At 48.7% G+C, this 25,706-nt stretch carries 31 protein-coding genes and 1 riboswitch; of the genes, 8 read left to right on the forward strand and 23 right to left on the reverse strand.

From position 1 onward, the window contains the following. The first annotated feature begins 8 nt into the window (after positions 1 to 8). Positions 9 to 1,241, forward strand: coding sequence for an aconitase X (locus AOC34_RS05855; protein WP_108469187.1), 1,233 nt, complete (start codon positions 9 to 11; stop codon positions 1,239 to 1,241). Then, positions 1,238 to 1,648 carry an aconitase X swivel domain-containing protein gene (locus AOC34_RS05860; RefSeq protein ID WP_108469188.1) on the forward strand — a complete coding sequence of 137 codons (411 nt, stop codon included), beginning with the start codon at positions 1,238 to 1,240 and terminating at the stop codon, positions 1,646 to 1,648. The genes AOC34_RS05855 and AOC34_RS05860 overlap by 4 nt, the downstream gene beginning before the upstream one ends. Before the next feature lie 50 nt (positions 1,649 to 1,698). Here the strand turns inward: AOC34_RS05860 and AOC34_RS05865 are convergent, their stop codons facing one another. Both AOC34_RS05865 and AOC34_RS05870 read right to left on the reverse strand, forming a co-directional pair. Next, the gene (locus AOC34_RS05865) at positions 1,699 to 2,460 is read right to left on the reverse strand and encodes an alpha/beta hydrolase (RefSeq protein WP_108469189.1); all 762 of its coding nucleotides are present in this window, start codon (positions 2,458 to 2,460) and stop codon (positions 1,699 to 1,701) included. A gap of 38 nt (positions 2,461 to 2,498) precedes the next feature. Next, positions 2,499 to 3,050 (reverse strand): hypothetical protein, encoded by a 552-nt coding sequence (locus AOC34_RS05870; protein WP_108469190.1) that lies wholly within the window; start codon positions 3,048 to 3,050, stop codon positions 2,499 to 2,501. Positions 3,051 to 3,284: 234 nt separating this feature from the next. On the opposite strand from AOC34_RS05870, the gene AOC34_RS05875 reads away from it, so the two are divergent. Together AOC34_RS05875 and AOC34_RS05880 are read left to right on the forward strand one after the other, a co-directional pair. After that, positions 3,285 to 3,596, forward strand: a complete 312-nt coding sequence (locus AOC34_RS05875; protein ID WP_108469191.1) for a hypothetical protein — start codon at positions 3,285 to 3,287, stop codon at positions 3,594 to 3,596. 105 nt (positions 3,597 to 3,701) lie between these two features. Continuing rightward, positions 3,702 to 4,379 (forward strand): HD domain-containing protein, encoded by a 678-nt coding sequence (locus tag AOC34_RS05880; protein WP_108469192.1) that lies wholly within the window; start codon positions 3,702 to 3,704, stop codon positions 4,377 to 4,379. A 28-nt stretch (positions 4,380 to 4,407) separates the two neighbouring features. On the opposite strand, the gene AOC34_RS05885 is transcribed toward AOC34_RS05880, so the two are convergent. From AOC34_RS05885 to AOC34_RS05940, 12 genes are all read right to left on the reverse strand, one after another. Then, positions 4,408 to 4,878 (reverse strand): hypothetical protein, encoded by a 471-nt coding sequence (locus AOC34_RS05885; protein WP_108469193.1) that lies wholly within the window; start codon positions 4,876 to 4,878, stop codon positions 4,408 to 4,410. Then, a complete protein-coding gene (locus tag AOC34_RS05890) occupies positions 4,878 to 5,582 on the reverse strand; it encodes a DUF3293 domain-containing protein (RefSeq protein ID WP_108469194.1) in 705 nt (234 codons plus the stop codon). Before AOC34_RS05890 ends, AOC34_RS05885 begins: the two co-directional genes overlap by 1 nt. Then, positions 5,579 to 5,938: a hypothetical protein gene (locus AOC34_RS05895; RefSeq protein ID WP_159074822.1), complete on the reverse strand. Its 360-nt coding sequence runs from the start codon at positions 5,936 to 5,938 to the stop codon at positions 5,579 to 5,581. Before AOC34_RS05895 ends, AOC34_RS05890 begins: the two co-directional genes overlap by 4 nt. Positions 5,939 to 6,046: 108 nt before the next feature. Beyond that, on the reverse strand, positions 6,047 to 6,322 hold the full coding sequence (locus AOC34_RS05900; RefSeq protein WP_108469196.1) for a hypothetical protein: 276 nt from the start codon (positions 6,320 to 6,322) through the stop codon (positions 6,047 to 6,049). Further along, positions 6,315 to 6,650, reverse strand: coding sequence for a hypothetical protein (locus AOC34_RS05905; protein WP_108469197.1), 336 nt, complete (start codon positions 6,648 to 6,650; stop codon positions 6,315 to 6,317). Before AOC34_RS05905 ends, AOC34_RS05900 begins: the two co-directional genes overlap by 8 nt. A gap of 99 nt (positions 6,651 to 6,749) precedes the next feature. Next, positions 6,750 to 7,112: a hypothetical protein gene (locus tag AOC34_RS05910; protein ID WP_108469198.1), complete on the reverse strand. Its 363-nt coding sequence runs from the start codon at positions 7,110 to 7,112 to the stop codon at positions 6,750 to 6,752. Between the two features lie 52 nt (positions 7,113 to 7,164). Next, positions 7,165 to 7,590 carry a hypothetical protein gene (locus AOC34_RS05915; RefSeq protein WP_108469199.1) on the reverse strand — a complete coding sequence of 142 codons (426 nt, stop codon included), beginning with the start codon at positions 7,588 to 7,590 and terminating at the stop codon, positions 7,165 to 7,167. A gap of 92 nt (positions 7,591 to 7,682) precedes the next feature. Beyond that, on the reverse strand, positions 7,683 to 7,916 hold the full coding sequence (locus tag AOC34_RS05920; protein ID WP_108469200.1) for a hypothetical protein: 234 nt from the start codon (positions 7,914 to 7,916) through the stop codon (positions 7,683 to 7,685). A gap of 63 nt (positions 7,917 to 7,979) precedes the next feature. Beyond that, positions 7,980 to 8,096: riboswitch (SAM-I-IV-variant riboswitch) on the reverse strand. A 69-nt stretch (positions 8,097 to 8,165) separates the two neighbouring features. Beyond that, positions 8,166 to 9,092 (reverse strand): hypothetical protein, encoded by a 927-nt coding sequence (locus AOC34_RS05925; RefSeq protein ID WP_108469201.1) that lies wholly within the window; start codon positions 9,090 to 9,092, stop codon positions 8,166 to 8,168. A 22-nt stretch (positions 9,093 to 9,114) separates the two neighbouring features. Further along, complete coding sequence (locus AOC34_RS05930) at positions 9,115 to 9,957, reverse strand: hypothetical protein (protein ID WP_108469202.1); 843 nt, start codon at positions 9,955 to 9,957, stop codon at positions 9,115 to 9,117. A gap of 17 nt (positions 9,958 to 9,974) precedes the next feature. Then, positions 9,975 to 11,441, reverse strand: a complete 1,467-nt coding sequence (locus AOC34_RS05935) for a DUF4407 domain-containing protein (RefSeq protein WP_108469203.1) — start codon at positions 11,439 to 11,441, stop codon at positions 9,975 to 9,977. Positions 11,442 to 11,628: 187 nt separating this feature from the next. After that, entirely contained in the window at positions 11,629 to 12,951 is a 1,323-nt protein-coding gene (locus AOC34_RS05940) for an FAD/NAD(P)-binding protein (RefSeq protein WP_108469204.1), read from the reverse strand. A 76-nt stretch (positions 12,952 to 13,027) separates the two neighbouring features. On the opposite strand from AOC34_RS05940, the gene AOC34_RS05945 reads away from it, so the two are divergent. The 4 genes from AOC34_RS05945 (at position 13,028) to senB (ending at position 16,931) form a co-directional block, all read left to right on the forward strand. Further along, positions 13,028 to 14,002, forward strand: a complete 975-nt coding sequence (locus AOC34_RS05945; protein WP_108469205.1) for a D-2-hydroxyacid dehydrogenase family protein — start codon at positions 13,028 to 13,030, stop codon at positions 14,000 to 14,002. Between the two features lie 14 nt (positions 14,003 to 14,016). Continuing rightward, complete coding sequence (locus tag AOC34_RS05950) at positions 14,017 to 14,370, forward strand: HNH endonuclease (protein WP_234408052.1); 354 nt, start codon at positions 14,017 to 14,019, stop codon at positions 14,368 to 14,370. A gap of 137 nt (positions 14,371 to 14,507) precedes the next feature. After that, entirely contained in the window at positions 14,508 to 15,947 is a 1,440-nt protein-coding gene (locus AOC34_RS05955; protein ID WP_108469206.1) for a glycine betaine ABC transporter substrate-binding protein, read from the forward strand. Between the two features lie 33 nt (positions 15,948 to 15,980). Then, a complete protein-coding gene (gene senB / locus AOC34_RS05960) occupies positions 15,981 to 16,931 on the forward strand; it encodes a selenoneine biosynthesis selenosugar synthase SenB (protein ID WP_159074823.1) in 951 nt (316 codons plus the stop codon). 26 nt (positions 16,932 to 16,957) lie between these two features. Here the strand turns inward: senB and egtD are convergent, their stop codons facing one another. The 9 genes from egtD to otnK form a co-directional block, all read right to left on the reverse strand. After that, positions 16,958 to 17,893, reverse strand: a complete 936-nt coding sequence (gene egtD, locus AOC34_RS05965) for an L-histidine N(alpha)-methyltransferase (RefSeq protein WP_234408053.1) — start codon at positions 17,891 to 17,893, stop codon at positions 16,958 to 16,960. Between the two features lie 12 nt (positions 17,894 to 17,905). Then, entirely contained in the window at positions 17,906 to 18,952 is a 1,047-nt protein-coding gene (gene selD / locus AOC34_RS05970) for a selenide, water dikinase SelD (protein ID WP_108469208.1), read from the reverse strand. 60 nt (positions 18,953 to 19,012) lie between these two features. Further along, complete coding sequence (locus AOC34_RS05975) at positions 19,013 to 20,164, reverse strand: SUMF1/EgtB/PvdO family nonheme iron enzyme (protein ID WP_108469209.1); 1,152 nt, start codon at positions 20,162 to 20,164, stop codon at positions 19,013 to 19,015. A 73-nt stretch (positions 20,165 to 20,237) separates the two neighbouring features. Further along, positions 20,238 to 21,041, reverse strand: coding sequence for a phosphonate ABC transporter, permease protein PhnE (phnE, locus tag AOC34_RS05980; RefSeq protein WP_108469210.1), 804 nt, complete (start codon positions 21,039 to 21,041; stop codon positions 20,238 to 20,240). Next, the gene (locus tag AOC34_RS05985) at positions 21,038 to 21,856 is read right to left on the reverse strand and encodes a PhnE/PtxC family ABC transporter permease (protein ID WP_108469211.1); all 819 of its coding nucleotides are present in this window, start codon (positions 21,854 to 21,856) and stop codon (positions 21,038 to 21,040) included. The genes phnE and AOC34_RS05985 overlap by 4 nt, the downstream gene beginning before the upstream one ends. Before the next feature lie 31 nt (positions 21,857 to 21,887). Beyond that, positions 21,888 to 22,751: a phosphonate ABC transporter ATP-binding protein gene (locus AOC34_RS05990; protein WP_234408054.1), complete on the reverse strand. Its 864-nt coding sequence runs from the start codon at positions 22,749 to 22,751 to the stop codon at positions 21,888 to 21,890. A gap of 8 nt (positions 22,752 to 22,759) precedes the next feature. Then, the gene (locus AOC34_RS05995; RefSeq protein WP_108469212.1) at positions 22,760 to 23,614 is read right to left on the reverse strand and encodes a putative selenate ABC transporter substrate-binding protein; all 855 of its coding nucleotides are present in this window, start codon (positions 23,612 to 23,614) and stop codon (positions 22,760 to 22,762) included. A gap of 127 nt (positions 23,615 to 23,741) precedes the next feature. Then, entirely contained in the window at positions 23,742 to 24,404 is a 663-nt protein-coding gene (locus AOC34_RS06000; RefSeq protein WP_108469213.1) for a class II aldolase/adducin family protein, read from the reverse strand. Further along, on the reverse strand, positions 24,401 to 25,672 hold the full coding sequence (gene otnK / locus AOC34_RS06005; RefSeq protein WP_108469214.1) for a 3-oxo-tetronate kinase: 1,272 nt from the start codon (positions 25,670 to 25,672) through the stop codon (positions 24,401 to 24,403). The genes AOC34_RS06000 and otnK overlap by 4 nt, the downstream gene beginning before the upstream one ends. Between the last annotated feature and the right edge of the window lie 34 nt (positions 25,673 to 25,706).

Raw genomic sequence — 25,706 nt, forward strand, 5'->3', positions numbered from 1 at the left:
ATAAAAAAATGGAATTGAATGCAGAAGAAAAAGCCATGCTCGCGGGGGAATTTGGTCCCGTTCGAAAAATGGCGATTGAACATCAAATCAAAGTAGGTGATTTTTTTGGTGCTAAAGACTTTGTTGAGGTATCGCAAGCCCACATCATGGCCGATACCGAGAGCTTGGGTGAGAATGGCGTGGAATGGCTTGAAGCATTAGCCAAAAATGCAGCCAAAGACCGCGTAGTCCGAATCCCAACCATTACCGATCCGCGCGGTACGGATTTCAGTAAGGCCAAGCAATTAGGTCAAACCGATAAGATGGTTTCTTTAGAGCATCGTGCCATTGCCGCCTTTGTCAAAATGGGCGTATCGATGACGGATACCTGCATCAACTACCAAACCATCATGGCGCCGGTATTTGGTGAGCATTTGGCTTTTGGTGATACAGGCGTTGTGATTTACTCCAACAGCATCTGCGGCGCCCGATCGAATTTTGAAGGCGGTCCATCCGCCCTCTCTGCTGGCCTTACCGGCCGTACCCCACGCTATGGCTACCACTTAGACGAGCATCGCAAACCCACCCATCGCTACCGGGTTACGTGGACGCCGCAGTCACTCAATGAATGGGGCGCTTTGGGCGGCCTGATTGGCAGAAAGTCCGGAAACTACTGGTCAGTACCCGTCATTGAGGGTATCGAAGGTCGCCCTGGCTCAGACTCCTTAAAGCATTTTGGCGCCGCAATGGCCAGCTTTGGCTCCTCTGCTTTATTTCATATTCTGGGGGTTACGCCAGAGGCGATTCATGCACGTGACCTTAGTTTTGATCACTTACCAGAGATCAGCATTTCTAAAGAGGAGGTGATGGCACTGCAGAGCTCCTACCGCGTTACCGATGAAATTGATGTTGTTGTGTTCTCGGCGCCGCAATTGAGCTTGATTGAAATGCAAAGCGTTGCTGCCTTGTGTCAAGGCAAGAAATTTAAGAAACCCCTCTTGGCCGTAACGAGCCCACAAGTCAAGCCGGACTCCGATCGCATGGGCTATACCGCCATGATTGAAGAAGCTGGTGGAACGGTTTTTGCTGGAATGTGCTTCTATCAATCCTATGCGCGTGAAATTGCCGAGGCAAATGGATGGAAAAAATTAGCTACCAATAGCGCCAAAATGGTCAATATTTTAGGTGGCTATGGATACACCCCCATCCTCGCCTCAATGGAGGATTGCGTCAATGCTGCAGAAACAGGGAGACTGGCATGAGTCAGAAATTATTTAAAGCGCGTCATGCCCAAGGTGATGTGGTTGAGGGTTACTGCTTAAGCGCGAGTGATGGCTTTTCTGCACGCTACGATTTAGATCGCATTAATGGAACATTCTCACGTCCAAGTCATAAACTTTTTGGCAAATCGTATAACGATATGATCCTGGTTTTAGACACAGCTAAGGGTGGTGTTGCTAGCGCATGGATGCTTTATGAAATGAAGATGCGAAACCTATGCCCGTCTGCCATTGTTTTCAATACAGTCAACCCCATTTTGGCTCAAGGCGCTGCCCATGGTGGCATATCCATGCTGAGTGGATTTGATGTCGACATCACAGCCGCTATTGCAAGTGGCGCCAAATTGCGCATTGATCCAAAAAATAAAACGGTTGAGGTAATTGCCTGAGGTAAGCGCCTAAGTCTATTTATCGGCGATCTAGCGGGTATCTAAAACGCCTACTGCAACCACCTCGCCGCTGCATCCAGTAATCCCTGCCGAACCTGCAATTGCCGCGCTGGATCGGTATCACCGCAGGCTAAGCGGCACTTCCAGTCGCTTGGCGCTTCAAAGTCGCAATGGGATGCGCCGGCAATTAATTCATCACGCCAAAGGGCTTTCATCTCAGAGCCCCATGGCGCTGCAACCGCCTTTGCATTGCAGCTTGATGCGGGGGCTCTTAAAAGAAGGGCTTCGGTAGTAAGGCGTCTTGATGCAGTAATGCCAGCGCGCTCCGTTTCATTGGGCAAGACCCGATCAAATGGATCTAGCCCAACATATCCCACAACCCCAGGCGTATCTGCAGCAAGTAAGCTAGAGAGACCTCCTGCTGAAAAACCCACGAGTATGATGCGCTGGCTACTACCGCCAAAGGTATCTGTATTGCGTAGTAGATTAACTAAACCAGCAATCGCACTGGCATTGCAACGAAAGTCAAAGGTACAGGGCATATCGGGCGTAATCGCTAGAACGCCCCTCGCTGCCAATGCTTGAGCGTGTTCTCCCATGGTAGTACGGCTGCGTGTGAAGCCATGGGTCAGTATGGCTACCCCCTTTAGCGGTCCTATGGGCTTATACACATCCACCTCTATGGAAGTGCCGTTAATTTTGACTACCTGCGTTTGCGGCCGGATATTGGGTGCAGATTCAGTTGCGTGAAGCACGCTTGATGTAGTAATCAGAATCAGGGCTATGCTTTGGTAAATGGAGGGTAATCTCATAGTGATGCTTGATTTGATCACAGTCCCCGATGAACTGATTACTTCATCTCTGGCAAATACTCAAAATTGGTACAGCCTACGTAGCTAAAGCCATAGTTTTCAGAAAATTCATAGCCGACATTGATGATGGTGCGCTGTGAGATGGCTAGTTTGTTACCCGTATTTCGGTCTATGACATAGTTATTTTTTAGAATCAGCATCGGCAATTGGGTTAAATCTGGCTCATCCTTGCCTAGATACTCCGATGTAACCAAGTCCTCTAAGTCCCTATCGACCTCGGTCACAATCAAATAACTCCGATACGTGCCAAAGGTAATTTTGGGCGCAATGACATCGCGCTTCATGTGCTCACTAAATAACTGATCGAAATACGAATATCGGTAGTTAATGAGTGTCAGCTGCTCAACGATCGACTTAAACCGCATTAAAACAGCTTGCTCGCGGCTTACGCCATGGCCTAGTACCCAAATGGCATTTTCTCTTTTACAGGCATTAATAATTCCAAGATTGTCATCGTGGAAGGTTGTCGACCCAGTCCGCGATGTCTTGCTGTATACCGGCACGTATTGAAGGTGAAGTTCGAATGGCATGAAGGGTGTTTTATGCTGCTTTGCGATTAAATCGAATGGACATGTACGTTTTTAGCATACCTTGTGTACGGCGTTTTTCACAAATCACGACAGACGCTCTACGAGGGGTAATTTGGATAGCAAAATCAGAGATTTATCCCAGCTTACTGGCGCTAGATCACGTAGTGAGCCACCCCGTCATTAGGATAAAGGTGTTACGTAGTCACCCTTTCACCTTTCTGATACGGAGTCACCATGAAATACCTCATTGCCATCGTACTCATTACCCAAGCCACCTTATTTGTGCGCTCTGCAGTAGCGCAAACCAATTGGCAAAGTAGTCCACTGAATTACCAAAACAGTGAACTGAACTTTAATAACAGTCCGCTCAATTACAACAATAGCCCACTCAATTATCAAAATAGTCCATTGAATTCCAATGCGACCAATGGGATATTTGATACCAGTGGTAATCGCCTCGGTTATGAAGTACAAGCCCCAACTGGCGTCACCAATATCTTTGATAACAACGGCAATCGGATTGGCTATACGCCAAGTAGACGGTAAAGCATGTCAACATTCCTAGCTAGCATTTAGAGACCTGAACTAAATGAACAGACAGTACTGAATACAGTATGCTAAATAAACGCAATTGACCTAAGGACTACGTCTATGAATACAGAAATGATTCAGCAAGCAGAAGCATTTGCGCGCAAGTGCCATGAAGGTCAATTTCGTAAAGGGCATGCAAAGGAACCCTATGCAGTACACCTTGAGGAAGTTGCCGATTTAGTGCGCTCGTACGGCGGCAATGAAATTGAAATTTGCGCAGCCTGGTTGCATGACACGGTTGAAGATTGTCCGCCTACTAGCTTTGCCGACCTTGAGAGCCTTTTTGGAATGGAAGTAGCCGACGTCGTTCGTGAACTCACGGATGACAAATCACTCGAAAAAGCAGAACGCAAGCGAATGCAAGTTGTTAATGCCCCACATAAGAGCTCTTCCGCGGCTTTGGTCAAGCTATGCGATAAGACCAGTAACCTACGGGCAATTGCAAATTCGCCGCCAAAGGACTGGGATTACGAGCGCCGCTCTGCATACGTTCAATGGGCCATTACCGTAGTTAATGCATTGCCCCATAAGCCAGAACCTGGCCTTCAGAACTTTTGGAGTGCGGTCGATGCAGCTGAACTTAAAAATGCAGAAGATTGCTTGCCACTTCGTCAATCTCAAAATGTGGCGCTTGAAGTGCTGCGGCGAAAAGCCTTGCGTGGCGGCGCTACGCCTGCCCAAGCGGAGGCATTTTTAGTGCGCTTTGCCAGTGGCGCAATACCGGATCACACAAAGTAAATGGATGCTAATTTAGGTTGATGGAAGCTTAACGAATGCTCCACTCGTAAGCCAAATCAACAAAAAGAGTTGCTTCTTCTGACAAGTACTGTGCCGATGGCTTAATACCTACCCTACCCAAGTCCAGCCGGTCTGAATCCCAACAGGTCTGGATAGTGGCATTAGTGGAAACTTCACCCCCCGAGTGGTGTTGCATGGCAAAACACAGGGTATCAAGCTGGCCTGGCTTTAATTGAAAGAAATCACCCTGAATGCCATGCGCAAAGTCGGCTGCGCGCTGACCATGCAGTGGATCTCTGCCATCGTTAAGACGGCAGCTGTCGTGCAGAAAGCCAAAAAGCTCCACCACTAAAAGATCAGCTTGGCGCAACTCTCCAATGGTCTTGCCATGGTGCAGCACCCGAGCCCAATGGTTTGCCCCATGAATACCGCCCCAATCCAGCTTGAATTCGCTCTTGATTAGGGCAATGAGTCCTGCACGGTCGTATGGCTCCGTCATCAATAAACCTTCTGAATGCCGGCAGCGATTAATTTAAACATGCGATCCATTTCCGTGCCAATGCCCATGGCACTACCATCGGGGCAAGAAAGCGGCCACACTTGATTGAGGTCCCAGGCATTGGGATTTAACCAGTGGAGTTGCTCCTGCGAAGCAACGCTCATGAGTAATGCCTGCTCTTTGATGGTGCGTGCTTGGGCGTTTTCTTGCAATGGCTCAGGCAGGGTTTGAATCCATTCATTTACTTCTTCACTGTTAGGGATACCAATCTCAAAGCGCAGACGCAGACTGACAAAGGCATCGGCTGTATTTATCCAGATAAAGGCGTTTTGACCAAACTGATCCGCTAAGCGCTCCGCCTCAACGAGGCTGATGCCAAGCGCTAATGTGCTCGGCTCCGGCTCCCACTTGCCTTCCGGATCACTGCCAATGGCATCAAAACAGGCGGTTGACTTTGGCTGAAGCGCCGCCACAAGGGCTTTTTGCTGTCGCTCGTTTTCCTCTAGGGGCTGGATTTCACTAAAGGGGTTGTATGCTGTAATGATGGCTGCAGTTTGAACCTTATGAACGTGCATCAGCGCAGCGAGCGCATGACTTACCTCGCCGACCTTTAAGGCAATGGCATCATCGCCCTCGTTCACAATGTAGATTGCTTCGCGGTAGGCGCGCACCAAAGTGGGATGTACTGTTTTTCTTGCGATCATGATCTATCCCCTGGTTCGATGGCAGTGAGTGGCGCAGCTGGCTGATCGGGCCAATGCGCTCCTAGACCTAATACTTTAGCCCGCTTGATGCGATGGTGTAATTTTAATGCCGCCGAAAAGTAATAGAGCATTGGATTTGCGATGACGCGCTGATACTCATGCTGCCCTAGCTCGACGGTAGTGCCATCTACGCGGTAATAATGCCTACCCTCGTGCGCGATTGCTTCCGCCTGATAGTGGAACTCATTGCGATAAAGGGCAAGGGGCACGAAGCGATTGCGCAGCGTAAGCCATTGTTTATTAATAGCGGACTGGTTGGATTGGTGTAAACCAATTTGTAATGGGGTGATATTCATGTGCATCTCCTCTTTAGCCAATTTAGCAAGGTGCTGGGCATGGCAATTGGATAAATCCGCCCGTAATTTAAAGCCAAACACCGCATGACTGGGGTGCTGGCTTTTGTACTACTTTTTGCTACCTACTCTGCCTGGCGGGCGTGCAGCGCCATCTAGTCGATAGCATGGCTTATCGTCCCACACACTCTCGCGCCCAGAAAAGAGTTCGCCCAGCGTTAAGACTTCCGGATGGAGCTTAAAGCCAATTCGGCAGCATGCAAGATAAAGGGTTCTGGCGCTATTGCGATCAAGTGTTAAGGTCCACTGGGGCGCTTTGCGGCGAAATTGTTTTTCGTATTTATTCTTACTATTACGCCAATGGTAGTCTGGGGGCGGCCTAAACATAGTCCACCTCCTTACGACTATCGATGGGGCTTGGAAGATCCTGGGATTGCTCTTCAAACCACTCGAGCTCATCCGAGCGAATGGGGCGCAAATAGTAATCCGGTATGCGGCCCGTTGCACACTGCTCTATTCTTCCATCTGGGTATTCATAAGTGAGCGGACGCTCGTCCGATGCAACTTCCACATGCCACAAAAAGATCTTTTTGTAGCTAGAGAACTTATCGTAGCCTACCGCACCGATGATTTTGACGACATTACCGAGATTAATTGGCAACTCCGCCTCTACGGTGACCGCAAGGTCACCAACTTTACAAAATAATTGACTCATCTTGCTCTCCTCTTTAGCCAATTTAGCAATGCGCTGGGCTTGGCAATTCGGTTTAACTCCGCCCTGTTACTTCGGCACTACAACGTCTTTATTTCCTTACTAGTGCAGGACCGCCTCAACTGCTTCTGGCTTTCCTTCGGGATCTTTTTTTTGGTTCAATACCAAGTAATCCTTGGTTTCTAAAGCCACAATTAAATACGCATCGATGGCTGCCCGAAAATCTTCTGCCTTATCTTCTCTGCAGTAAATATAGGACAAGCTATACATCAGGTTATCGGCATCTTCACCATGTACGGTAACGGTATTGGATTCATCCGAATCCACAATGCGTAGGCCACGTACAAATTCTGGCTTTTTATCCTCAACCCAGCTAGGGTCAAGGCGATCGATGTCAAAGCGTAGACTGCGAAACAGATTGACGACGGCAAAACGGGTGCCGTTGATAAAAGAGTAATTGCGCATTAAGCCTCCAATAAAAATATACTAATTAATATTATTTTGCGTATTTACTGGCTCACAGGGTGAGCTCAGGCTGTTTTATTTCAGTTAGGTTGGGTATCCGAATCCACCAACCGGCATAGTAATGGCGGCCCTTGGATCGACACCGAAAGCTAAACCACCGCGATTTTGACTCTGTACTTATCGAGTTGCTATAAAGCCATTCATCGGTAATGCAAATATGACCAGAAGGAAAATAGCCGTGGTCTGCATAATGAAATAGCAGCAAGTTAAGCACGTACTCCCGCTGCAAAAATGAGTAGGCTTGGGTGCCATGAGGGCCATAGCGCTGGGGACTGCAAGCGTCAACAATGCACTTGGCATTCTCTATCACGGTTTCGTCGGTAATATCGGCATCGATGAACGCATGCCACTCTTTATCAGGGCCGTGTTGCCCCCAAATCGTTTGTTTGCGTACTGGATCTTTAGTGTAAAAAGCCATTTCTTTCTCCTATTTAGCCAGTTCGACAAAATGTCAGGCCTGGCAATTGGGAATAACTCCGCCTTTACTATCTTTACTGCTGATATTGCTTACTACAAACTACTTAAAAACTCCTTGGCAATTGCTAGCCATTTTTGCTCTAGCGCTTGTGGATCGAGGTTTTCGATGTCAAACGCCAATTCACTTGCTTCTGGTTCGGTGACATTCAGGCTTTTATCACCGATAAAGAGCCTGTAAATATCATCAACCACCCAAACCTGAATTGCACCACCAACATAGACTACTTTTGCGGGCAATAGTTGATCGCCCACGATGACTCTGGCCATATAAATTCTCCTCAAATTGTTAAAGAACGTAGGGCCTAGAAATGAAAAAGGCCCCAAAAGAGGGGCTTGACGTTTAGTTATCTAGCGCAGTTAAATCACTAGATCACATTCGCTGTAAGCGTAGCACCGTTGTCCTGTGGACCGGTTGCTGTGGGCTTTCGCCCCCTCTTCATGTATGGATAAATTATACAAACTTTAGGTCATAAATGTCAACATTCATTTCTAAAATTCGTGTCTGTTTTTCACCGTCTATTCAATCGCCACCTGCCCAATGACTGCCCCTGGCTTTTGCAGTGCTGCTGATCGGCGTGCTATGTACTCAGGATTTTTAGCTCCGAGTAAACCGAGCTGACGCTCGCTGCCATCGGCTGATTGCACGACTACCGTATCGTTGCCTACGGCCCTTACGGATTCAAGCAAACTGCCATCGCGCTTGGTTGCGGGCGGAATAGCCTGGCCAGTGGATGCCGGTGATAGTGGCGCCTCAATTCGCTCAAGCGGAATCGGCTCGACTATCGCTGCAGGCTGGCTTGGGGTCCTTGCTTGCGGTTGTTCTGCTGCCCTTGCTGGGGCCGGTCTACTTGACTGAACAGGCTCTGCCGGAGGAGCTGCTTTAGGCACTGCCTGCTGTTCTTTCGTTACGCTATCAAGCTCCTTAAATGCTTCAGGGGAGCGGTTTTGTACTTCTTTGGTGGACTTCATGATGTTCTTGGATCCCATGGGTAATGCCACTAAGACGTAACTACGAATGCGATTGCCTTCGGCAACGTGCTTCATCTCCACGGTCTCTACTCCAGTAATGTCCACATCGGGACAAATGCTCCGAACGGTGAGCTCGGACTGCTCTACCGAAGCCGCGTCGCTATCAGCGCGGTACATCTTCATTTGGCTACGAACCTTGCCGCCAGCACCAGTACAAATCTTCACATAGGCCATGGTCTTGGCTTTGAGGTCTGCCATCGAAAAGTCACTGCTAATTGCCGTGCCGTTTTCATAAATGACGCCGGCTTCTTTGGGTAACTTTGTCATCCAGATCGGCGCTTCGCTAATGGCTTGGGTAGCCACCCTTGCCTGCTGACGGTACTCCAAATCGGTTTGGCTATTTTTACTCACGGGACTCGTACCACATGCGCTCAATATCCCAATAATGGGTAGCGCAATTAATGCATTTCTCATTTCATACTCCTTGTTGAATTAATTAAAATTTATCTACGACAACCCACTGATTGCTACCAGAACGCACGGCCACTAAAGTAAAGCGCACTGCTTGATTTCGAATCAGTTCTGTTTTCGAAATCAGTTGATACACATTGCCTCGCCAGCGCCGCAGACTCGAGCGGGTTTGACTCGCTTCCAGGTCTTTTGAGGTAAAGCTAATTTGATCCCCTACCCGAATAAACGGCCGGTCTGCCACGTAGGGAAAGTTCGTGCAGATTTCTTTTCGGGTGGTGGTTTGATCGTTCTGAACTAGATTGACTGGACTAATGGCCGCCTTGGCTACCGTCACCTCTTCAAAGTAGCAACGGGGTGTGGCCTCAGGCGGCTTATTGGGCACAGCGCGCAGGTCAGCCTGAATTAGGCTTGCATCCACCGGACTGCCTTGACAGGCAAAGCGCACGGACCAAATGCGGTACTTTGCTAAGGAGTAATAGCTTTTGCTGATTTTGTCTGGCGAGGCATTGCCCTCAACCCCATCAACCGTATAGAAGCGATTGCGTTTTAATTGCTCTTCTAGAAGCGCAATTTGTTCCGTGCGCTGCTCGCAATTGACTTCAAAGCGCACCAAGTCTTCGTAACTTAAACGCACAAACGTTGGTACTGCGCGATGCTGCGCATTACTCGTTTGCACCGCAGTCCGCTGAAGCGGCCGTGCAGTGTTGTTTTGATTGAATTGATTCGTTTGGATGCTGGGTCGCGGCGGACTATAGCTTGGCGCGCTGTATTGGGTATAGCTCGGCGTGTTGTAAGCCGCGTACTGGCGCGGCTTACTCGCGCAAGCACTCAGACCAAGCAAGACGATGAGTACAAATAGGAGTCGCATGGGTATTGGGCGGCGCCTTAGGATGCAGCCTTGAACTGGCCCTGCGCATTGGGATCAAAATTAAATACCCGCGCTGAATTTGCCTCTGTATTTACTCCATTCGCATTGGAAGGCTTGGTAAAAACTCCATTAAACGCACCACCTGCTGCGGCTACCGTCGGCGTAACCACTTTATTCATAAACTGATCGGCAACGTGCGTATAGGAATAGTTCACTTGATTTTGCAAACGGCCATACATGCTGTTTTGGCGTTTAAGCTCATCGAGTTCCTGGCGCAACTTTTGATTGGCAATGTCGTGCACTATCCTTTCCTTGGTGATCGACAATTCCCGCTCTTGTAATTCGGCCTGCTGGTCTTTCATGACAAGAGCCCGCTCATGCTGCGCCAATTGCAACTCTGCCTCGGAGTCCATGCGGCGGCTGACGCTGCGGTTGATTTCAGCAAGCACGCGGGTTTTATTTTGGTGAGCCGCTAAGGCAGCGCGGTGACCTAAAGCAGATTGACCGGCTTGGAGTTTCAGCAAGATTGGCATGAGCTCTAAGCACAACTGCAAGAGCGTAATCAGGGCGTACTTAAAGAAGACGCCTGGGCTATGGGTAATGAGCGATGAGAGTACGTCAGCTGATGCCACATTAATGTAGGCTTCATCGATTTGACTAGTTTTAGCTAAATTGGCAGCAATGTCTTTTTTAGCACCTTCCACTGCAGCGAGTGCTTGCGGCATTGCCTCCCCCATCGCGGTTAGCTCAGCTTCTCTTGGTCCTGCAAAGCTGCGGTAGTTTTGGCGATAGGTCTCTTCTAATTGCTCGCAGATACGCTTGTCTTTCGCGTACAGATGAATGATTTCGTTTTCATCTAGGTCTGGCGCAAAGGTAGTGCTGGTTTTTCTGCGGTAATCCTGCGCGCATTGGTTTGAGGCATTGCGCTGCCGAATAAGCCCAGGCGTTAAGTCCTGTAATTCTTTTCTGAGCTGACTTGAGCGCTGCTCTATATTGGTGAGCGTAGCGGCCTTGTCCGTTAGCTCATACTTTTCTTGATAGCGCGCTTTAGCTTCGGTATAGCGGCCGTCTTTCATGTCTTGTGCATGAATGGCAAGCTCTGACTTTAAAAAAAGTGGCATGGTGAATTGACTGCTGAGCGAGCCAATCACCGTAATTAAGAAAATACGAATACCGAGATACACGTAAGTGAGCTTCTTATCGGTCTCGTAGCGTGTATCGGCTAAGAAGATGAAATTGCGATCGAGCACTAAAACAATTGCCGCGCCAATCATTGCAAAGGTCAGTGCCATCAGGATTTGCAAAGCAATGGAGAGATCAGCAGCCAAGAACCAGCCGGCGATACCAAACTGCAAGGCCGCTAGAAAACTAGCAAAAGCAATGGCAGCGCCAATCTTGCTTAGACTGCCTACCTCTTCTACTGGGGCGTTGGCCGCGATGCGGTGCCCGGTGAGGAAAACCAGATATTGCCGAATGGTACTCATGCATCCACCCACTTAATTGTTGCGATGGATGCAGTATTCCAATGGGCTAGCTCACAGGATGAGCCTTAACGATTTAGGGCGAAAGAATCCCATTAAATCAATTAATACTGTATATATGTACAGTATTACATAGTGCTACGAAAAATACAAATAAAGAATAAATGGATCAAAAAGCAGAATATGTTCGCTACTCTGTAATCTGCCCTGCCAATTGCTCTGCCTGCTTCGCAATTGCACTAGAGGCAACGACATCACCGAGGCTTCCCATCGTGGCTGGGCCAATCATCCATAAGTTGGCGTATGGCTCCTGCTCTGGGTTCATCACTCGAAAATCTGTATTGACTGCGATGGATTGCAGTAAGGCATCGGAGGCTACAAGGCCGCTTGCGATTAGCTCATTGGTGAGAGGGTCTGATCCAACTCCAGTGCAATTAATAATGCGATCGCCCACCAGCTCTGTACCACTCGACATCTGCACACGAATTTTTTCTTCCAAATGCGTAATGTGCTTAGCGCGTCCCAATGCAAACTGGACTTGATTGCGTGTCTGTAAATATGCGTAGGCAGCGATGGTTTGAGGGGATGCCCTAAAACGATACAAGGACCAAACCCAACCTACCCTCTTTAGTAAAGTGCGCCGATCATGCGCCGAAAACTGCTGCCAAACCTCGTTCAAATGCGGCCGTAACTCCTCCCAGGCACTCTGCCACTCTGGGCTATCGGCAGGCATCTTGGGCAAATAATGACGCATGAAGCAAACTAGGCCTCTTGGACTTAAGTTCTTTGGCATTTGCGGCTGATTACAGCGTTTCCATAGAGCCTGGACAGGCGGAAAAATAGCGCGCGGACTAATCACGCTTACCATGCCGCGATGACCTTGGCCTACCAGCGCACTAATGGCATCCAGCGCAGTCAAACCGCCACCAAGCAAAATAACGTGATCATCCGGACGAATGCGTTCGAGGTAATCGCCAGGCCAGGGATTTTCGACCAAGCGCTCTGAAGATTGAGCTGAGCTACTGACGGCGCAGGGCCATACTGGCGGCGCATTACCCGTTGCAATAATCACCCGATTTGCGCTCAATTGACTGCCATCATCGAGTGCAATAGTCCAGTGACCACTCTCCGGCCTTAACTGTTTTACCTTTGCTAAGACGTGCTCTATTTCTGGAGCGCCCTGGGTATCGTGAAGTAATTGAACAACGTAGCTTCCAAAATCACGGCGTCGATAAAAAGACCCGGCACCGGTCTTTGCATCTGGGTCATTCGTGTGGTCTTTAGCCCATCGCGCAAAGTGCAAAGGATCTTCTGAAAAAATAGTGGGCAAGTCCTCACGGATATTGAGGCGAAAGAAGGGGTTGGCGCAGCCATAGGCATTTCCTTTGCCCGCTACTCTCGGCCCAATTATCGTCATTGCGTCACCCGCAATGCCTTTACGTAGCAAATGCATTGCCATTACAGCCGCAGCGTAACCATCTCCTATGATTACAATTTCTTTTGGGATTTGCATGGCATCTTTTTTGATCTAATGGCGCCGTATCGATTACCTATTAATATTGAACTTTACCTTACATGAAGAATCCAACATGCCCCCGTTAGCCAATATCGTCATTCTGGGCGATTACGAACGCGCCTTACGCCGCTTCTCTAATTGGGAAGCCTTGGATCAACGCGCCAAGATCACCATTCACCATGAGCCCCTTCAGGGTGAGGCCCTCTATGAAGCCGTGAAGGATGCCGATGTGATTGTGATCGTGCGCGATCGCTCGCCATTTAATGAGGCGCTGATTACGCGCCTAAGTAAATTGAAGTTATTGATGTTTACGGGCGAGCGCAACGGCACACTCGATGCAGCTGCACTACTCTCGCGCAATATTCCAATTGCATGCACCCCCGGCGGCCCATCTAAAGAAACCACTGCGGAACTCACATGGGCATTAATACTGGGGACTGCAAAGCGCTTAGTGGAACAGCGCACCTTACTTGCTAGCGGCGGCTGGCGCGATGCCCATTCTGTTTTACCGATGCTCTCCGGGCAACGCCTTGGCATCCTCGGTTTAGGCGCCATTGGTAGCCGAGTTGCTCGGGTTGGTCGTGCTTTCGGTATGGAAGTGGTGACGTGGAGTCCGAATATGACGCCGGAGCGCGCTGCTGCTGAAAATGCAAAGTCGGTCAGTCTGGATGAGCTATTGAGTACTTCAAAAGTGGTGAGCCTGCATTTGGTTGCAGGGCCGGGCACCAAAGGCATCATCGGCGCCGATCAGTTGGCGCTGATGCGCCCTGATTCGATTTTGGTCAATACCTCGCGCTCGGCGTTAATTGCGATGCCCGACTTAGCCAGTGCACTCAAGAAAGGGTCGCCCGCACAAGCGGCAATTGATGTGTTTGATGTGGAGCCACTGCCAGCAGATGATGTACTGCGCAATACTCCCAACCTATTAGTGACACCGCATTTGGGTTTTGTGGCTGAACCGATTTTTGCTGCCTTTGCTAAAGGGATTACGGAAACGCTAGATGCATGGCTTGATGGGAGGCCACTGCCCAAGCCGTATAAGCCTTAAGCGATTGTTTTATCGTGACTGGGCGCATTAAGAAGAAACAAATTCTGGTTGAGCAGAGTAAATTCATAGCGCTTCAGCCAGAAGAAGTGATTTGTCCGCTATGCGATAGAGCAATACCCAAGCTGCAACGCGACGAACACCACCTGATTCCAAAGTCCCATGGCGGTCGCATTACTGCCGTACTGCACCGCATTTGCCACCGACAGATTCATGCGGTTTTTACAGAAACCGAGCTAGCCCGCCAATACAACTCGATTGAACTGCTAAAACAGCAGGAAGAGATAGTGGGCTTTATCGCGTGGGTTCGCCTAAAGCCCGATGATTTTTATGAGCGCACGCGCAAAAGCCGTCGACTGAAAACGGCGTAATGCCATTACTGGATTCGTGATTTATGATGGAATCTGTCAAATAAAGGTATCCAATCGCTTTGTCAATTAATCGATCTATTCTTCGCGCCTGGATCAAAGTCAGCCTCTACCTAGGTCTGGCATTTAGCTTCACGGCTATGGCACAGCCGGCCGAACAAAAAGTGACTGTTGGATCAAAACGATTTACCGAGAGTTACGTACTGGGAGAGATCGTTAATCTATCCTTGCGCGATGCTGGGGTTCAATCGACACATCGCCAAGGTCTTGGCAATACTGCAATCGTCCTAAAAGCCCTCACCACTGGGCAAATTGATATTTACCCCGAATACACCGGCACTATTGTGCGCGAGATACTAAAGCGGCCAGAGACTTCGGTTTCACTTGCTGAGCTCAATGCCATGCTAGCGCCCATGGGGCTTAAAGTGGCGGTGCCGCTGGGCTTTAATAATTCCTACGCGTTGGCCATGAAAGCCGATCGTGCGAATGCCTTGGGTCTTAAAAAAATCAGCGACATTGCAAAGTTAACGCCGGAGCAACAAGCGACACTGCGCATTGCCTTGTCCCCAGAATTCAAGACGCGAATAGATGGATGGCCAGCCCTTGCGAAAGGCTACAACCTTACAGTTAGACCCCAAACCGTTTTGGAGCATGGTCTAGCCTATGGCGCCCTTGCTCGGGGTGATGTCGATATTGTCGATGCGTATACCACCGATGCAGCCATTGAGAAACAAAACTTAGTCTTGCTCGAGGATGATCGGCAGGCATTTCCGCGTTACGACGCAGTGCTTTTAATGCGCTCTGATTTTGATGATAAGCCGCTGCAACACTTAAGCAACCGCCTAAATGAAGCGGCAATGGCCAAACTCAATGGGCAAGCCGAAGCAGGCGCTAATTTTGAAGAAGTGGCTAGAACCTTTTTAAACTCCGCATCCACTCAAGAGGGCAATGCATCGACTTCCTCCCGCTTTTTTAAACTCCTCTTTGGGCCTGATTTTTTTAAAGCGCTGCGAGATCATGTTCTCTTAGTCGTCATTTCTTCAACGCTTGCCCTGTTCGTCGGCATTCCTTTAGGTGTAGTGGCACAGCGCCGCCCACGTTTTGCAGTTTGGATACTAGGTGCAGCCGGGATCTTGCAGACCATTCCATCGCTGGCTTTACTGACGATCCTAATAGCCGCTTTAGATCAAATTGGCGCTGTTCCGGCCGTTATCGCCCTCTTTCTGTATGGCTTGCTACCGATTGTGAATGCAACTCACATTGGCCTCATGGAAGTACCTGCTAATTTAAAAGAAGCGGCGCTCGCCCTAGGTTGCAGTAACAGGCAATTGCTTTTATCCATTGAGCTTCCATCCGCCAGGTCGGTCATCATGGCCGGCCTTGCATCCGCTACCGTCATCGGCGTCGGTACATGTACCCTGGCAGCGCTCGTTGGCGCTGGCGGCTTTGGCGATCGCATCGTGGCTGGGCTTGCGGTCAATGACCATGCCCTCATGCTGGCTGGAGCTATTCCGGCGGCTATTTTGGCTTTGTTAGCGCAAGCCTTACTGACGCCTAAACTCAAACATAAGACCAATTAATAAAGGCCAAACATCAAACCCCTTATTGAAATCGTGACCCCGGCACCAGCTGGGAGTCTTCATGGAAACCGGATCACTGCGCTGCGCTGGCAAGGGTTTTTGGAGGAGCTTGGCTATTCGGCGGAGGTCACCGAGTCGTGGTCTGGAGGTGACGCTGACTTATTAGTCGCCCTGCATGCCTATCGCAGCCACCAATCGATAGTCGAGTTTAAGAAAAAGTATCCCGGCAGACCCATCGTTTTAATTTTGACCGGGACTGACATCTATCGCGATATCGAAAATCACAGTGAGGTGATTCAATCAATGGAGATAGCAGATCAGTTAGTAGTCTTGCAGTCATCTGCAATCAATTCAATACCGACCCATCTTCGACATAAAGTCCAGGTGGTCTATCAATCGGTTGAGATTGATATTGATAGGGAAAATGGGGATTCAGCGACTAAAGAAGATTTTTTAGTCAGCGTGATTGGGCACCTGCGGGAAGAGAAGGATCCATTTTGTATAGTACGTAGCCTACCGCTATTGCCAGCCGATTCCAAAATCACGGTTACGCATTTAGGTCAGGCGATGAACACGCAAATGAAAGACCAGGCCACAAACTTCAATGCAACAATCGATCGCTACCAATGGCTTGGTGAGGTAAGTCATGCGGATGCCTTAAAGACGCTATCTCAAAGTCGCCTCATGGTGATTTCTAGCCGCATGGAAGGTGGCGCTCACGTCGTCTCCGAGGCAATTGCGCTCGGCATACCGGTGATCGCATCTGATATTCCAGGTAATCGCGGCTTGCTGGGCGAGGATTACCCTGCTTACTACCCAGTAGCCGATGAGAATGCTCTGGCTACTCTTTTGTATCGCGCGGAAATGGTTCCCACCTTTTACGCCTCACTACAAAAGCACATTGAATTACGGAGAGAGCTGATTACACCGGCGCGGGAGAAACAATCGATTCACGCGTTGGTGAGTGCATTAATGACGCAGTAACGATGTAGTAATAGCGCTTAATTCCCTTATTTATTTGCATTGGCGAAGCACACTAAAAAGTGCTTCTTGGGATCTGTCCACGTTTGGAGATTGCCAAACCCTGCGCGGCGGAGCTTTTCTGTAAAACCATCTTCAGTATATTTATAGCTATTTTCGGTATGGATCAAATCACCCGCTTTAAACGCAATGGCACGCTCTTTCGTGCCATCACCTGGGAGGCTCACCGTTACATCCGATCGCGCACGCAGGTGCATCTCAATGCGAGACTGTGATTCGTTAAAAAAGGCGTAATGCTCCCAATCGTGCAGATTAAAGTGACTACCAGTGATTCGATTGACGTTTAAAAGAATATTTAAATTAAATGCTGCAGTAACGCCCAAAGGATCGTTGTAGGCAAGGTTTAGGGTTTCATGATCCTTGACTAAGTCAACGCCGATTAAAAGGCCGCCATTGCCATGGCACTCCTGAGCGAGATTAGCAAAAAATTGATCCGCTTTTTCGGGATCGTAGTTTCCAATCGAAGACCCCGGAAAGAAGAAGATCTTGCGACGCTCTGCAATATCCGGAAATGCCAGGGGCAAGCTTAAGTCAATCGCTTCTGCGCGCATGGCGATGTAGGGAAACTGTTTTTGCAGATCAGCAACAGCCGCTTCCAGATACTCTTTTGAAATATCCAGCGCGCGGTATTGCTTGGGTTTAATGCTATTGAAAAGCTGACTTGCCTTGGCGCAATTGCCTGCTCCAAGATCAAGCAACACGTCGCAGTCGCCTACAGCCTTCGCAATAGCAGCCCGATTGGCATCCATGATCCATTGCTCTGTGCGCGTTGGGTAATACTCCTCAAGCAATGTAATCACATCAAAGAGATGCGAGCCGATGTCATCGTAGAAAAACTTAGGGGATATGAATGGCACATCGGCAGTTAGGCTGCGATGCAATTCTTGAGGCAAGGTCTGTTTCACTGAATAGCCTACCTATACAACGGATAGTCCTGTGCCCGCAGCAAAATGGCCTATTTTCCGGGCGCTAGCAAAGCCTCCTGAATTGAGAATCGAGAGAACTTCAGTCTCTTGCTCTGGGGCACAGGAGATGAGTAGGCCGCCACTCGTCTGGGGATCGGTCAATAGGTTTTGTTGCCACAGCGCTAAGTTACTCGCGAGTTTGACTTCACTGCCGTAGCCAGCCCAATTGCGCGTAGAGGCGCCTGTATATATGTCGGCCTTGACGTGCTCTACTGCTTCCTGAATGACTGGAATGGCATCCCAATTCACTTGCGCCATTAACTTGGATCCCCTAGCCATTTCCAGAAGATGTCCCGCCAATCCAAAACCGGTGACATCCGTTAGGGCATGGACACCGTCGAGCTGTGCCAGGGCAACGCCAGGCTTATTCAATTTGGTGGTCAGCGTAATCATCTCTTGATAGCCTGCCTCGGAGAGTAGCTCTTTTTTGAGGGCCGCAGAGAGTATGCCCACCCCTAATGGCTTACTCAAAATAATGCTGTCACCTGCTCTAGCGCCACTATTGAGCTTGAGTTTTTTGGGGTCCACGACACCAATCGCAACCAAGCCATAAATTGGTTCGACCGTATCAATCGAGTGGCCGCCAGCGATCATGATGCGCGCATCATTGCAAACCGATTCCCCGCCAGCAGTAACTTGTTGAATTACCTCTAACGGTAAAACTCCAATCGGCATACCTAATAGGGCGAGCGCAAACAGAGGCTGGGCACCCATGGCATAGATATCCGAAATGGCATTGGTTGCGGCAATCCGGCCAAACTCAAATGGATCATCCACGATGGGCATAAAGAAATCCGTTGTTGCAACGATCGCTTGATGCTCATTAATTTGATAGACCGCGGCATCTTCATTATTGTCAGATCCGGCGAGTAACGCAGCAGGTAAATTGCGGATGGGTGAGGCTTTCAGAATATCGCTCAGGATCCCGGGTGCAATCTTGCAGCCACAGCCTCCACCATGCGATAAAGAGGTCAGGCGGCCGTTATAAGTAGTAGTCATAAAGAATGTATTCAGTATTAAAAAAATGGCAAATGCCAGAACTAGCTAAGCTTACTCAATTTAGAGTAAACACGTGCGAAAGCCACAAAAGTGGTCTTGGCGATGCGGGGCATAAAAATTACGAAATTGACTGCGCCTTAAGCGCTCTGGGGTATACATACTCCACCCCTTTAAGACCTGGTAGTTGCCATCAAACCAGGGCTGGGAGTAATCGGTATAGGGATCACTGCTAAATCCAGGAAAGGGGGTAAAAGGGCTGCTGGTCCATTCCCATAAATGGGACGGCTGCCAATCATCTTGTTTTTGAGCCATTAATAAACCCAGCTCATGCTCAGTAGGAAGGCGCAACTGACGCCAATCACAATACCGTTTGGCATCCTGATAGGAAATATGCCGCACAGGCTCATACTCAGAAAAACTCTGCCACGCATCAAAATAGCGCTGGTACCACGCTCCCCCCTCTTTTTTCCAATGCATTGGCACTGTTACTGGGTTCAAGTCTGCTTGATTGGTAGGTGATTCAATAAACTCCAAATAGTCAGCATTGCTCACGGCCTGCTCTGCAATACTAAAAGCGGGTAGCGTTATCGAATGCGCCCACTTTTCATTATCAAAAATGAAGCCGCTTTTGGGTTTAGAGCCAACCATGCGATTGGTTTCTGGAAAATGAATAAATGAGGATGGTTGATTGCTGGCCAATTTAGCTTGAGAAAATGGCTGGAATGGCGCTGGATAGCCTAAGGTCTGCCACATATACGCAAACGCCTCGTTATGCATATCCTGATGAAAAATCGCCAGCTGAATAAAGTAAGCCTTCTCAGCATCAATCGATTTTGCTAGAAGCTCCCGCGTCTTTTGCATAACGCGGGCATTGTAGTCAAGCAATGTATCCAATGATGGAATCGGGATTGACCATCGATCCCGATGGGCAATTTCCGAGGAATTAAACAGATAATCCGCATCACGCAATAGGGATGGAATATATGTCTGCCCAAGGCGATGCACCCAAAACTCATGGAACCACGTGAGGTGACCGAACTCCCAATGCGGGGGATTTAAATTGGCATTAATTGGAACCGATTCATCACCCGGTCGCATATTCTCCAGAATGCTGCGCGTCAGACTGTTCGTACTTACCAACCAGCCATCTAAATGCGCAGCATTCGGATAGGGTTCATATAGGAGGTGATCGGCTAATGAGGGATGGGGCATGGGGTATGGAATTGCGATTCTGGCGCCTTAAAGATACGCGCCTCTTGATTATATTCGGAGGGCTTTGCTTGGGCTAGCGCGACATCAGACGTCTTGCAGTGTAAGACACGCTATCGACCAGAACAACGAGCAATATCATGGCGATTAAGATACTGCTGGTCTCTTGCATTTGAAATAGCCCCATATGAAACGCCAACATTTGCCCTAGTCCGCCACCACCCACAACGCCCAAAATAGCAGCCGCCCGAATATTGTTCTCCCAGCGATACAGGGAATAGGACATGAGTTGCGGAATGATCGTTGGCAAGGTCGCGTATAAAAATACTTGGCTCTCTGAGGCGCCTTGCACACGCAAAGCATGGGCTGCTGCTTGCGGCGCGTTCTCGATCGACTCCGAAAATAAGCGACCCAGAACACCCGTCGTGTGCAGCGCCAACGCTAAGGTACCAGCAAATGGTCCCAATCCAGCTGATATCAAGACTAAGGCTGCCCATACGAGTTCGGGTATTGAGCGCAGGCCATTGAGTACGAGTCGACATAAAAAACGCCAATGCGCAGGGTCACCGGGATGACTTTTACTAGCCGGAATCGCCAGCAGTAAACCAAAAAGAACCGCCAAGATCGTGCCGACCGCCGACATGGTCAAGGTCTCAATACTCGCGATCCACAGTTTATTTAAAAAAACTGGGCGTACATCAGGCGATAGAAGCTCACCTAAAAACCGCCCCATCCGCTTGGCACTATCAACCGAAAATAAGCGCTCTAACTGAAGATCCAGAGTCCAAAAACTCAGGATCGTTAAAAGGAATAGGCCGAGTGTGACCCAGCACACGGAGCAGTTCCAACGAAACCATGGATTTGGGTGCGGATTGATCATTGCAAGATCTTTCTGAGCCAGGCACTTAATAGATCCGCTAAACCAACGAGTAACATAAAGACAATCAAAATGGTTGCTACTTCGCCGCCATTAAACATCCGCATCGAATTATCAAGCTGCTGCCCTAGGCCCCCTGCCCCAACAAAACCAAGGACTGCCGAAGCCCGAATGGCGCATTCCCAGCGATATACGGTGTAGCTAGTCAGTTCAGTTAAATTCTGTGGCAAGACTCCATAAAAGAATGCTTGTAGGCGGCTAGAGCCATTGCGCATTAAATTACTGGAAACCTGATGATCGCCACTCTCGAGAATCTCGGTATAGACCTTACCCAGCATGCCAGCGTAGGTTAGGCCAATGGCTAAGACCCCTGCGGCTGGCCCGAGACCGACAACCCGCACAAATACTAAAGCCCAAATTAACTCAGGAACACTGCGAATGATGATTAATACCCAACGCACGAGTTGACGTACAGCAAAAGGCAAATGATGCATTCGTCCTGATAAGGATGAGATCGATAACACACGGGTTGAGATTAATGTCAGTGGGATTGCCAGTAGCAGTGCTAAAAAAGTACCGGCAGTAGCAATCGCAATGGTTCGCCATGCCTCCTTGGCAACCAGTAACAAAAAATCAGGCTGCGTATTGGGAGGGAAAAAGTCAGCCAGAAATCGAGAGCTTACTTTGAGATTCTCGGATTCCAGCAAAATCCAAGGCTTAAACTCCGTTGCTACTAAAGCGGGCACTAGAAGAATAATGATCGCGATAGACCAGAACAGGCGTCCCTTCCAAGCTGGGTCTCTTAGCTCAGGGTTCATGGGTGGGGCTAAAGAGCTAGGCACTGCTTTATTACCGACAGTGAATAATCTTGACCGGCGCTGGCTCAGGTAGGCTATCTAGCGTGACAGGTGTGCTTTGATCAAGCTCGTGTTCATGTTGCCGATATAGATCTGCCAACAATTCTTTACTGACCTCACTGCTCGGAAGATCAAAGACCAACTTTCCATCACGCAAGCCAATGACCCGTGGAAATTGGCTCGTTGCTACATCCACTTGGTGCAAGCTTGTAATTAAAGTAACTCCATGCTCTTTTGCATGTGTAATCAAGCTTTCTATGGCCTGTTGTGCTCGGGTCGGATCTAAAGCCGAAAGCGGCTCGTCAATTAACCAGATCTTTGCAGGTGCTAATAAAGCACGGGCTAATCCCACACGCTGGCGCTCACCACCAGAAAGGCGGTCTACCCGTTGCCAAAGCTTATCGGCAAGATCAAATTGCGCAAGTGCCTCACTCGCTTCATTTATATCCCGGGGATAAATCAGGCTCATCAGGCTAGAAAAGAAAGACTGTCCCGGTAATTTGGCGGCAAGGAGTGCAGTAATGACACGCTGCCTAGGGGGCAGTGGTGGCGTTTGCGGCGCGTAAAAAAGGTTGCCGCGTAATTTTTGTAGTTTACGCGTCGGCAGCTTCCAAACCGACTGGTGATTTATAGCGACGTTTCCAGACTGTACTTTTAAAGCAGCGGCAATCACTAGCAAGCAGCTGGTTTTGCCGGATCCGGAGGGGCCGATAATAGCGACATGCTCCCCCGGCTTGATGGCTAAGTTGAGTCCTTGAATTGCCGGAGAAGCATTTACAGATGCTGCAGGATGCTGAGCAGTGACATCGCTCAGCTCAATGCCAAAGTCGTTGCGATTAATAATATGGCTCTGCACGGAGTCAATTAACGAATCAAGCCAGCACTTCGTCCTGCGCTCTCCAGACCTTTGTAGTTTTCTGGTTTAGTGGGGATGTATTTGGTAGCACGATTCAGGGTCAAGATTTCTTTACCCTCTGGGTTATTCATATTGAGATCAAGCAAGGCTGCAGTAATTTTTTCACGCTGCGCTGCTGGCATGTCTGCGTGTACCGACCAGTTGTAATTAAAGTATGGCGGGGTTGTATAAAAAACGTCGACTTTACTTGTGTCAACCTTGTTTTCTGCAACAAATTTACGCCAAACCGTTATATCCAGCGCCGCCGCATCAACACGGCCACTCACAACCGATGCAATGGTTGCATCGTGCGCTCCAGAGTAGGCCACACGTTTAAAGTCTTTGTCAGGATCGATGCCAGCTTCTAGCAAAAAGGAGCGTGGCATTAAATGACCCGACGTGCTCGATTGCGAGCCAAAGCTAACTTGCTTTCCTTTTAAATCAGCCAGACTTTTGATACCCGAATTAGTTTGGGTAATAAATACGGACCGAAACTTGGTGTCTTCTTCACGCTGTGCAATTGGAACGATCTTTCCGCCAGAACGAATTTGAGCTTGAACATAGGTGAACCCACCAAACCATACCAGCTCAACCTGCTTGTTCACCAGCGCTTCTACTGCGGCAGGATAGTCATTGACCGGGACAAAATCGACCTTAGTGCCTACTGTACGCTCTAGATACTTGGTCAACGGACCAAATTTACGCATCTGCTCGGTTGCAGCTTCCTCTGGAATGGTGGTTACGCGCAAGACGGTTTGCGCACTTAATCCTAGTGAAGTAGCAAAGAGACAAAGGCAAAGGACTGATTTGAGATAGCGTGTCATGTTTTGATAGATTTATAACAATAAAAAAAGTATATAGAGAATTTACGAAATGCGTGCTCACGCCTTAACTCCCTAATCTGCGCGCCGATGCATTGCACAGATCCTGTGCATTCATGATGCCAATACATCACCAGCTTGCAGAAAAATTATTACGTAACTGATTAATTTGCTCATCTGTAAGTGCAGGTATTGGTGTATTGCTAAAGCAAACTAATTTCGCTGTTTCTTCCAGCTCTTCTAAGGTTGCCATTGCCGCAGACGGAGAGTCATGCCACACATTAGGCCCAAGGCGTTGCAGCATCACAGCGCGAATAACTTTATTCGCTTGCCCATAGTTTGTTATTGTCTGCGCAACCTGTTTTGCAATCGCTGGGCTACCTGGATAGTCGTAGGCTATTAGGGGCACATGGCCTACTTTCATCACAAAGTATGGTGTGATTGCTTGCAAAAGCTCAGGGGTATCGAGTTGCATGGATAAGCTAACGCAATTCGTACTGTGGGTATGAATAACGCATTGCGTGTTTGGACTAAATTGCTTGGCGGATTGGTAAATTGCTTGATGTAAAACGACTGTCTTACTGGCGCGATCACCGCTTTGCTGTTGCCCATCACGACCAATTTTGGCTAAACGTGCTGGGTCCAAAAAACCCAAGCACGCATCAGAAGGGGTAATTAAAAGAGCATCCTCTAATTGGATACTAATGTTTCCGGCTGTGGCATGAACATAGCCGCGATCAAAAAGGCTCTTACCAATTCGGCAAATTTCTTCACGGGCAAATGACTCATTCATGTGAGCATCCTAAATGATTTAAGAAAAAAGTCGGGAGATCCAAAATTACCTGATTTCAGGGCAAGGTGAATTCCTTGATTTTGAATGACTTCAGCTTTGGCGTAACACCAAGGCACGCCTGGATCTATTTGCGTCCCTATTTGCAACTGCTTAATACCCAGTGCCTGTACACAAGCCCCTGATACTTCACCACCAGCAACAATCAGCTGCCGCACTCCGGCCGCAACCAGCCCTTGGGCAATTGCTGCTAAGGCATTTTCAATCAAATTACCTGCCTCTGCAATGCCAAGCTGGTTCTGTATTGCCTTCACTGCATCTGGATCAGCCGTCGAATAAATTAAAACGGGTCCCTGCTGAACATGCGCAATTGCCCAATCAATGGCGTGCTGGATCGTATCTGGGTTATTAGCCAAGGCTAAAGGATTGATTTGATAAGCAGGTAGGCCGGCTTTAATAAAAGCAGCAACTTGTAAGTTACTCGCTTGCGAGCAACTTCCGGAAAGGATGGCTTGTAAGCCAGTTGCGGCTGGTAGAAGTTCGGCTTGGCTTGCTTCACTTAGGGAAAAATTTTGAGGCAGGCCGATAGCAATGCCCGATGCGCCAGTTACGAGTGGCAGCGCCTTACAGGCGCGGCCGATTTCAAATAAATCCCGATTCGAAATCGCATCCACAATAGCAATACCAACAGAATTTGAATGCAGCTCTTGAAATTTAGCTTCAATCGTCTGACTACCCTCATTGACACACTGATGGTCAATTAGACCAATCGGCAATTGACATTGCGATTGCAAAACTCGGACAAGATTGGAGTCATGCATCGGAGTCAGTGGGTGATTTTGCATTCCACTTTCATTAAGCAATTGATCACCTAAAAATAAGTGGCCCTGAAATACAAAGCGCTTATTTTCAGGAAAGGCGGGGGTAGCAATCGTGAAATCAGTATCTAATGCCCTCATTAGAGCCTCTGCTACTGGCCCAATATTGCCGTTCGCAGTACTGTCAAAAGTCGAGCAGTACTTGAAATAAATTTGCTGCGCACCGGATGCCTTTAGCCACGCAAGCGCTCTCAGGGACTGCTCAATCGCCTCGTCTACAGGAATTGTCCTGGTCTTAAGTGAAATAACAACGGCATCAACCTGGGCATCATTGCTTACTTCTGGAATGCCAATGGTTTGAAGCGTACGCATACCAGAGCGAACTAAGTTATTCGCTAAATCCGTAGCGCCTGTGAAATCATCGGCAATGCAGCCAAGTAAAATGGGTCTCATAAGTTACACGATAAAGTTATGTCGATGACTCGTT

Origin of the sequence: Polynucleobacter difficilis, from assembly GCF_003065365.1 — a bacterium.
Lineage (GTDB): Bacteria > Pseudomonadota > Gammaproteobacteria > Burkholderiales > Burkholderiaceae > Polynucleobacter > Polynucleobacter difficilis.

Excerpts from the sequence above, each read along its gene's own strand:
- AOC34_RS05855 (WP_108469187.1), top strand. The coding sequence starts at position 9 with ATGGAATTGAATGCAGAAGAAAAAGCCATGCTCGCGGGGGAATTTGGT.
- AOC34_RS05905 (WP_108469197.1), bottom strand. The coding sequence starts at position 6,650 with ATGAGTCAATTATTTTGTAAAGTTGGTGACCTTGCGGTCACCGTAGAG.
- AOC34_RS05870 (WP_108469190.1), bottom strand. The coding sequence starts at position 3,050 with ATGCCATTCGAACTTCACCTTCAATACGTGCCGGTATACAGCAAGACA.
- AOC34_RS05945 (WP_108469205.1), top strand. The coding sequence starts at position 13,028 with ATGCCCCCGTTAGCCAATATCGTCATTCTGGGCGATTACGAACGCGCC.
- AOC34_RS05875 (WP_108469191.1), top strand. The coding sequence starts at position 3,285 with ATGAAATACCTCATTGCCATCGTACTCATTACCCAAGCCACCTTATTT.
- AOC34_RS05890 (WP_108469194.1), bottom strand. The coding sequence starts at position 5,582 with ATGATCGCAAGAAAAACAGTACATCCCACTTTGGTGCGCGCCTACCGC.
- otnK (WP_108469214.1), bottom strand. The coding sequence starts at position 25,672 with ATGAGACCCATTTTACTTGGCTGCATTGCCGATGATTTCACAGGCGCT.
- AOC34_RS05900 (WP_108469196.1), bottom strand. The coding sequence starts at position 6,322 with ATGTTTAGGCCGCCCCCAGACTACCATTGGCGTAATAGTAAGAATAAA.
- AOC34_RS05975 (WP_108469209.1), bottom strand. The coding sequence starts at position 20,164 with ATGCCCCATCCCTCATTAGCCGATCACCTCCTATATGAACCCTATCCG.
- phnE (WP_108469210.1), bottom strand. The coding sequence starts at position 21,041 with ATGATCAATCCGCACCCAAATCCATGGTTTCGTTGGAACTGCTCCGTG.
- AOC34_RS05920 (WP_108469200.1), bottom strand. The coding sequence starts at position 7,916 with ATGGCCAGAGTCATCGTGGGCGATCAACTATTGCCCGCAAAAGTAGTC.
- AOC34_RS05930 (WP_108469202.1), bottom strand. The coding sequence starts at position 9,957 with ATGCGACTCCTATTTGTACTCATCGTCTTGCTTGGTCTGAGTGCTTGC.
- AOC34_RS05910 (WP_108469198.1), bottom strand. The coding sequence starts at position 7,112 with ATGCGCAATTACTCTTTTATCAACGGCACCCGTTTTGCCGTCGTCAAT.
- AOC34_RS05995 (WP_108469212.1), bottom strand. The coding sequence starts at position 23,614 with ATGACACGCTATCTCAAATCAGTCCTTTGCCTTTGTCTCTTTGCTACT.
- AOC34_RS05860 (WP_108469188.1), top strand. The coding sequence starts at position 1,238 with ATGAGTCAGAAATTATTTAAAGCGCGTCATGCCCAAGGTGATGTGGTT.
- AOC34_RS05925 (WP_108469201.1), bottom strand. The coding sequence starts at position 9,092 with ATGAGAAATGCATTAATTGCGCTACCCATTATTGGGATATTGAGCGCA.
- AOC34_RS05940 (WP_108469204.1), bottom strand. The coding sequence starts at position 12,951 with ATGCAAATCCCAAAAGAAATTGTAATCATAGGAGATGGTTACGCTGCG.
- AOC34_RS05895 (WP_159074822.1), bottom strand. The coding sequence starts at position 5,938 with ATGAATATCACCCCATTACAAATTGGTTTACACCAATCCAACCAGTCC.
- AOC34_RS05885 (WP_108469193.1), bottom strand. The coding sequence starts at position 4,878 with ATGACGGAGCCATACGACCGTGCAGGACTCATTGCCCTAATCAAGAGC.
- AOC34_RS05915 (WP_108469199.1), bottom strand. The coding sequence starts at position 7,590 with ATGGCTTTTTACACTAAAGATCCAGTACGCAAACAAACGATTTGGGGG.
- AOC34_RS05985 (WP_108469211.1), bottom strand. The coding sequence starts at position 21,856 with ATGAACCCTGAGCTAAGAGACCCAGCTTGGAAGGGACGCCTGTTCTGG.
- AOC34_RS05935 (WP_108469203.1), bottom strand. The coding sequence starts at position 11,441 with ATGAGTACCATTCGGCAATATCTGGTTTTCCTCACCGGGCACCGCATC.
- AOC34_RS05955 (WP_108469206.1), top strand. The coding sequence starts at position 14,508 with ATGGCACAGCCGGCCGAACAAAAAGTGACTGTTGGATCAAAACGATTT.
- selD (WP_108469208.1), bottom strand. The coding sequence starts at position 18,952 with ATGACTACTACTTATAACGGCCGCCTGACCTCTTTATCGCATGGTGGA.
- AOC34_RS05865 (WP_108469189.1), bottom strand. The coding sequence starts at position 2,460 with ATGAGATTACCCTCCATTTACCAAAGCATAGCCCTGATTCTGATTACT.
- AOC34_RS05880 (WP_108469192.1), top strand. The coding sequence starts at position 3,702 with ATGAATACAGAAATGATTCAGCAAGCAGAAGCATTTGCGCGCAAGTGC.
- AOC34_RS06000 (WP_108469213.1), bottom strand. The coding sequence starts at position 24,404 with ATGAATGAGTCATTTGCCCGTGAAGAAATTTGCCGAATTGGTAAGAGC.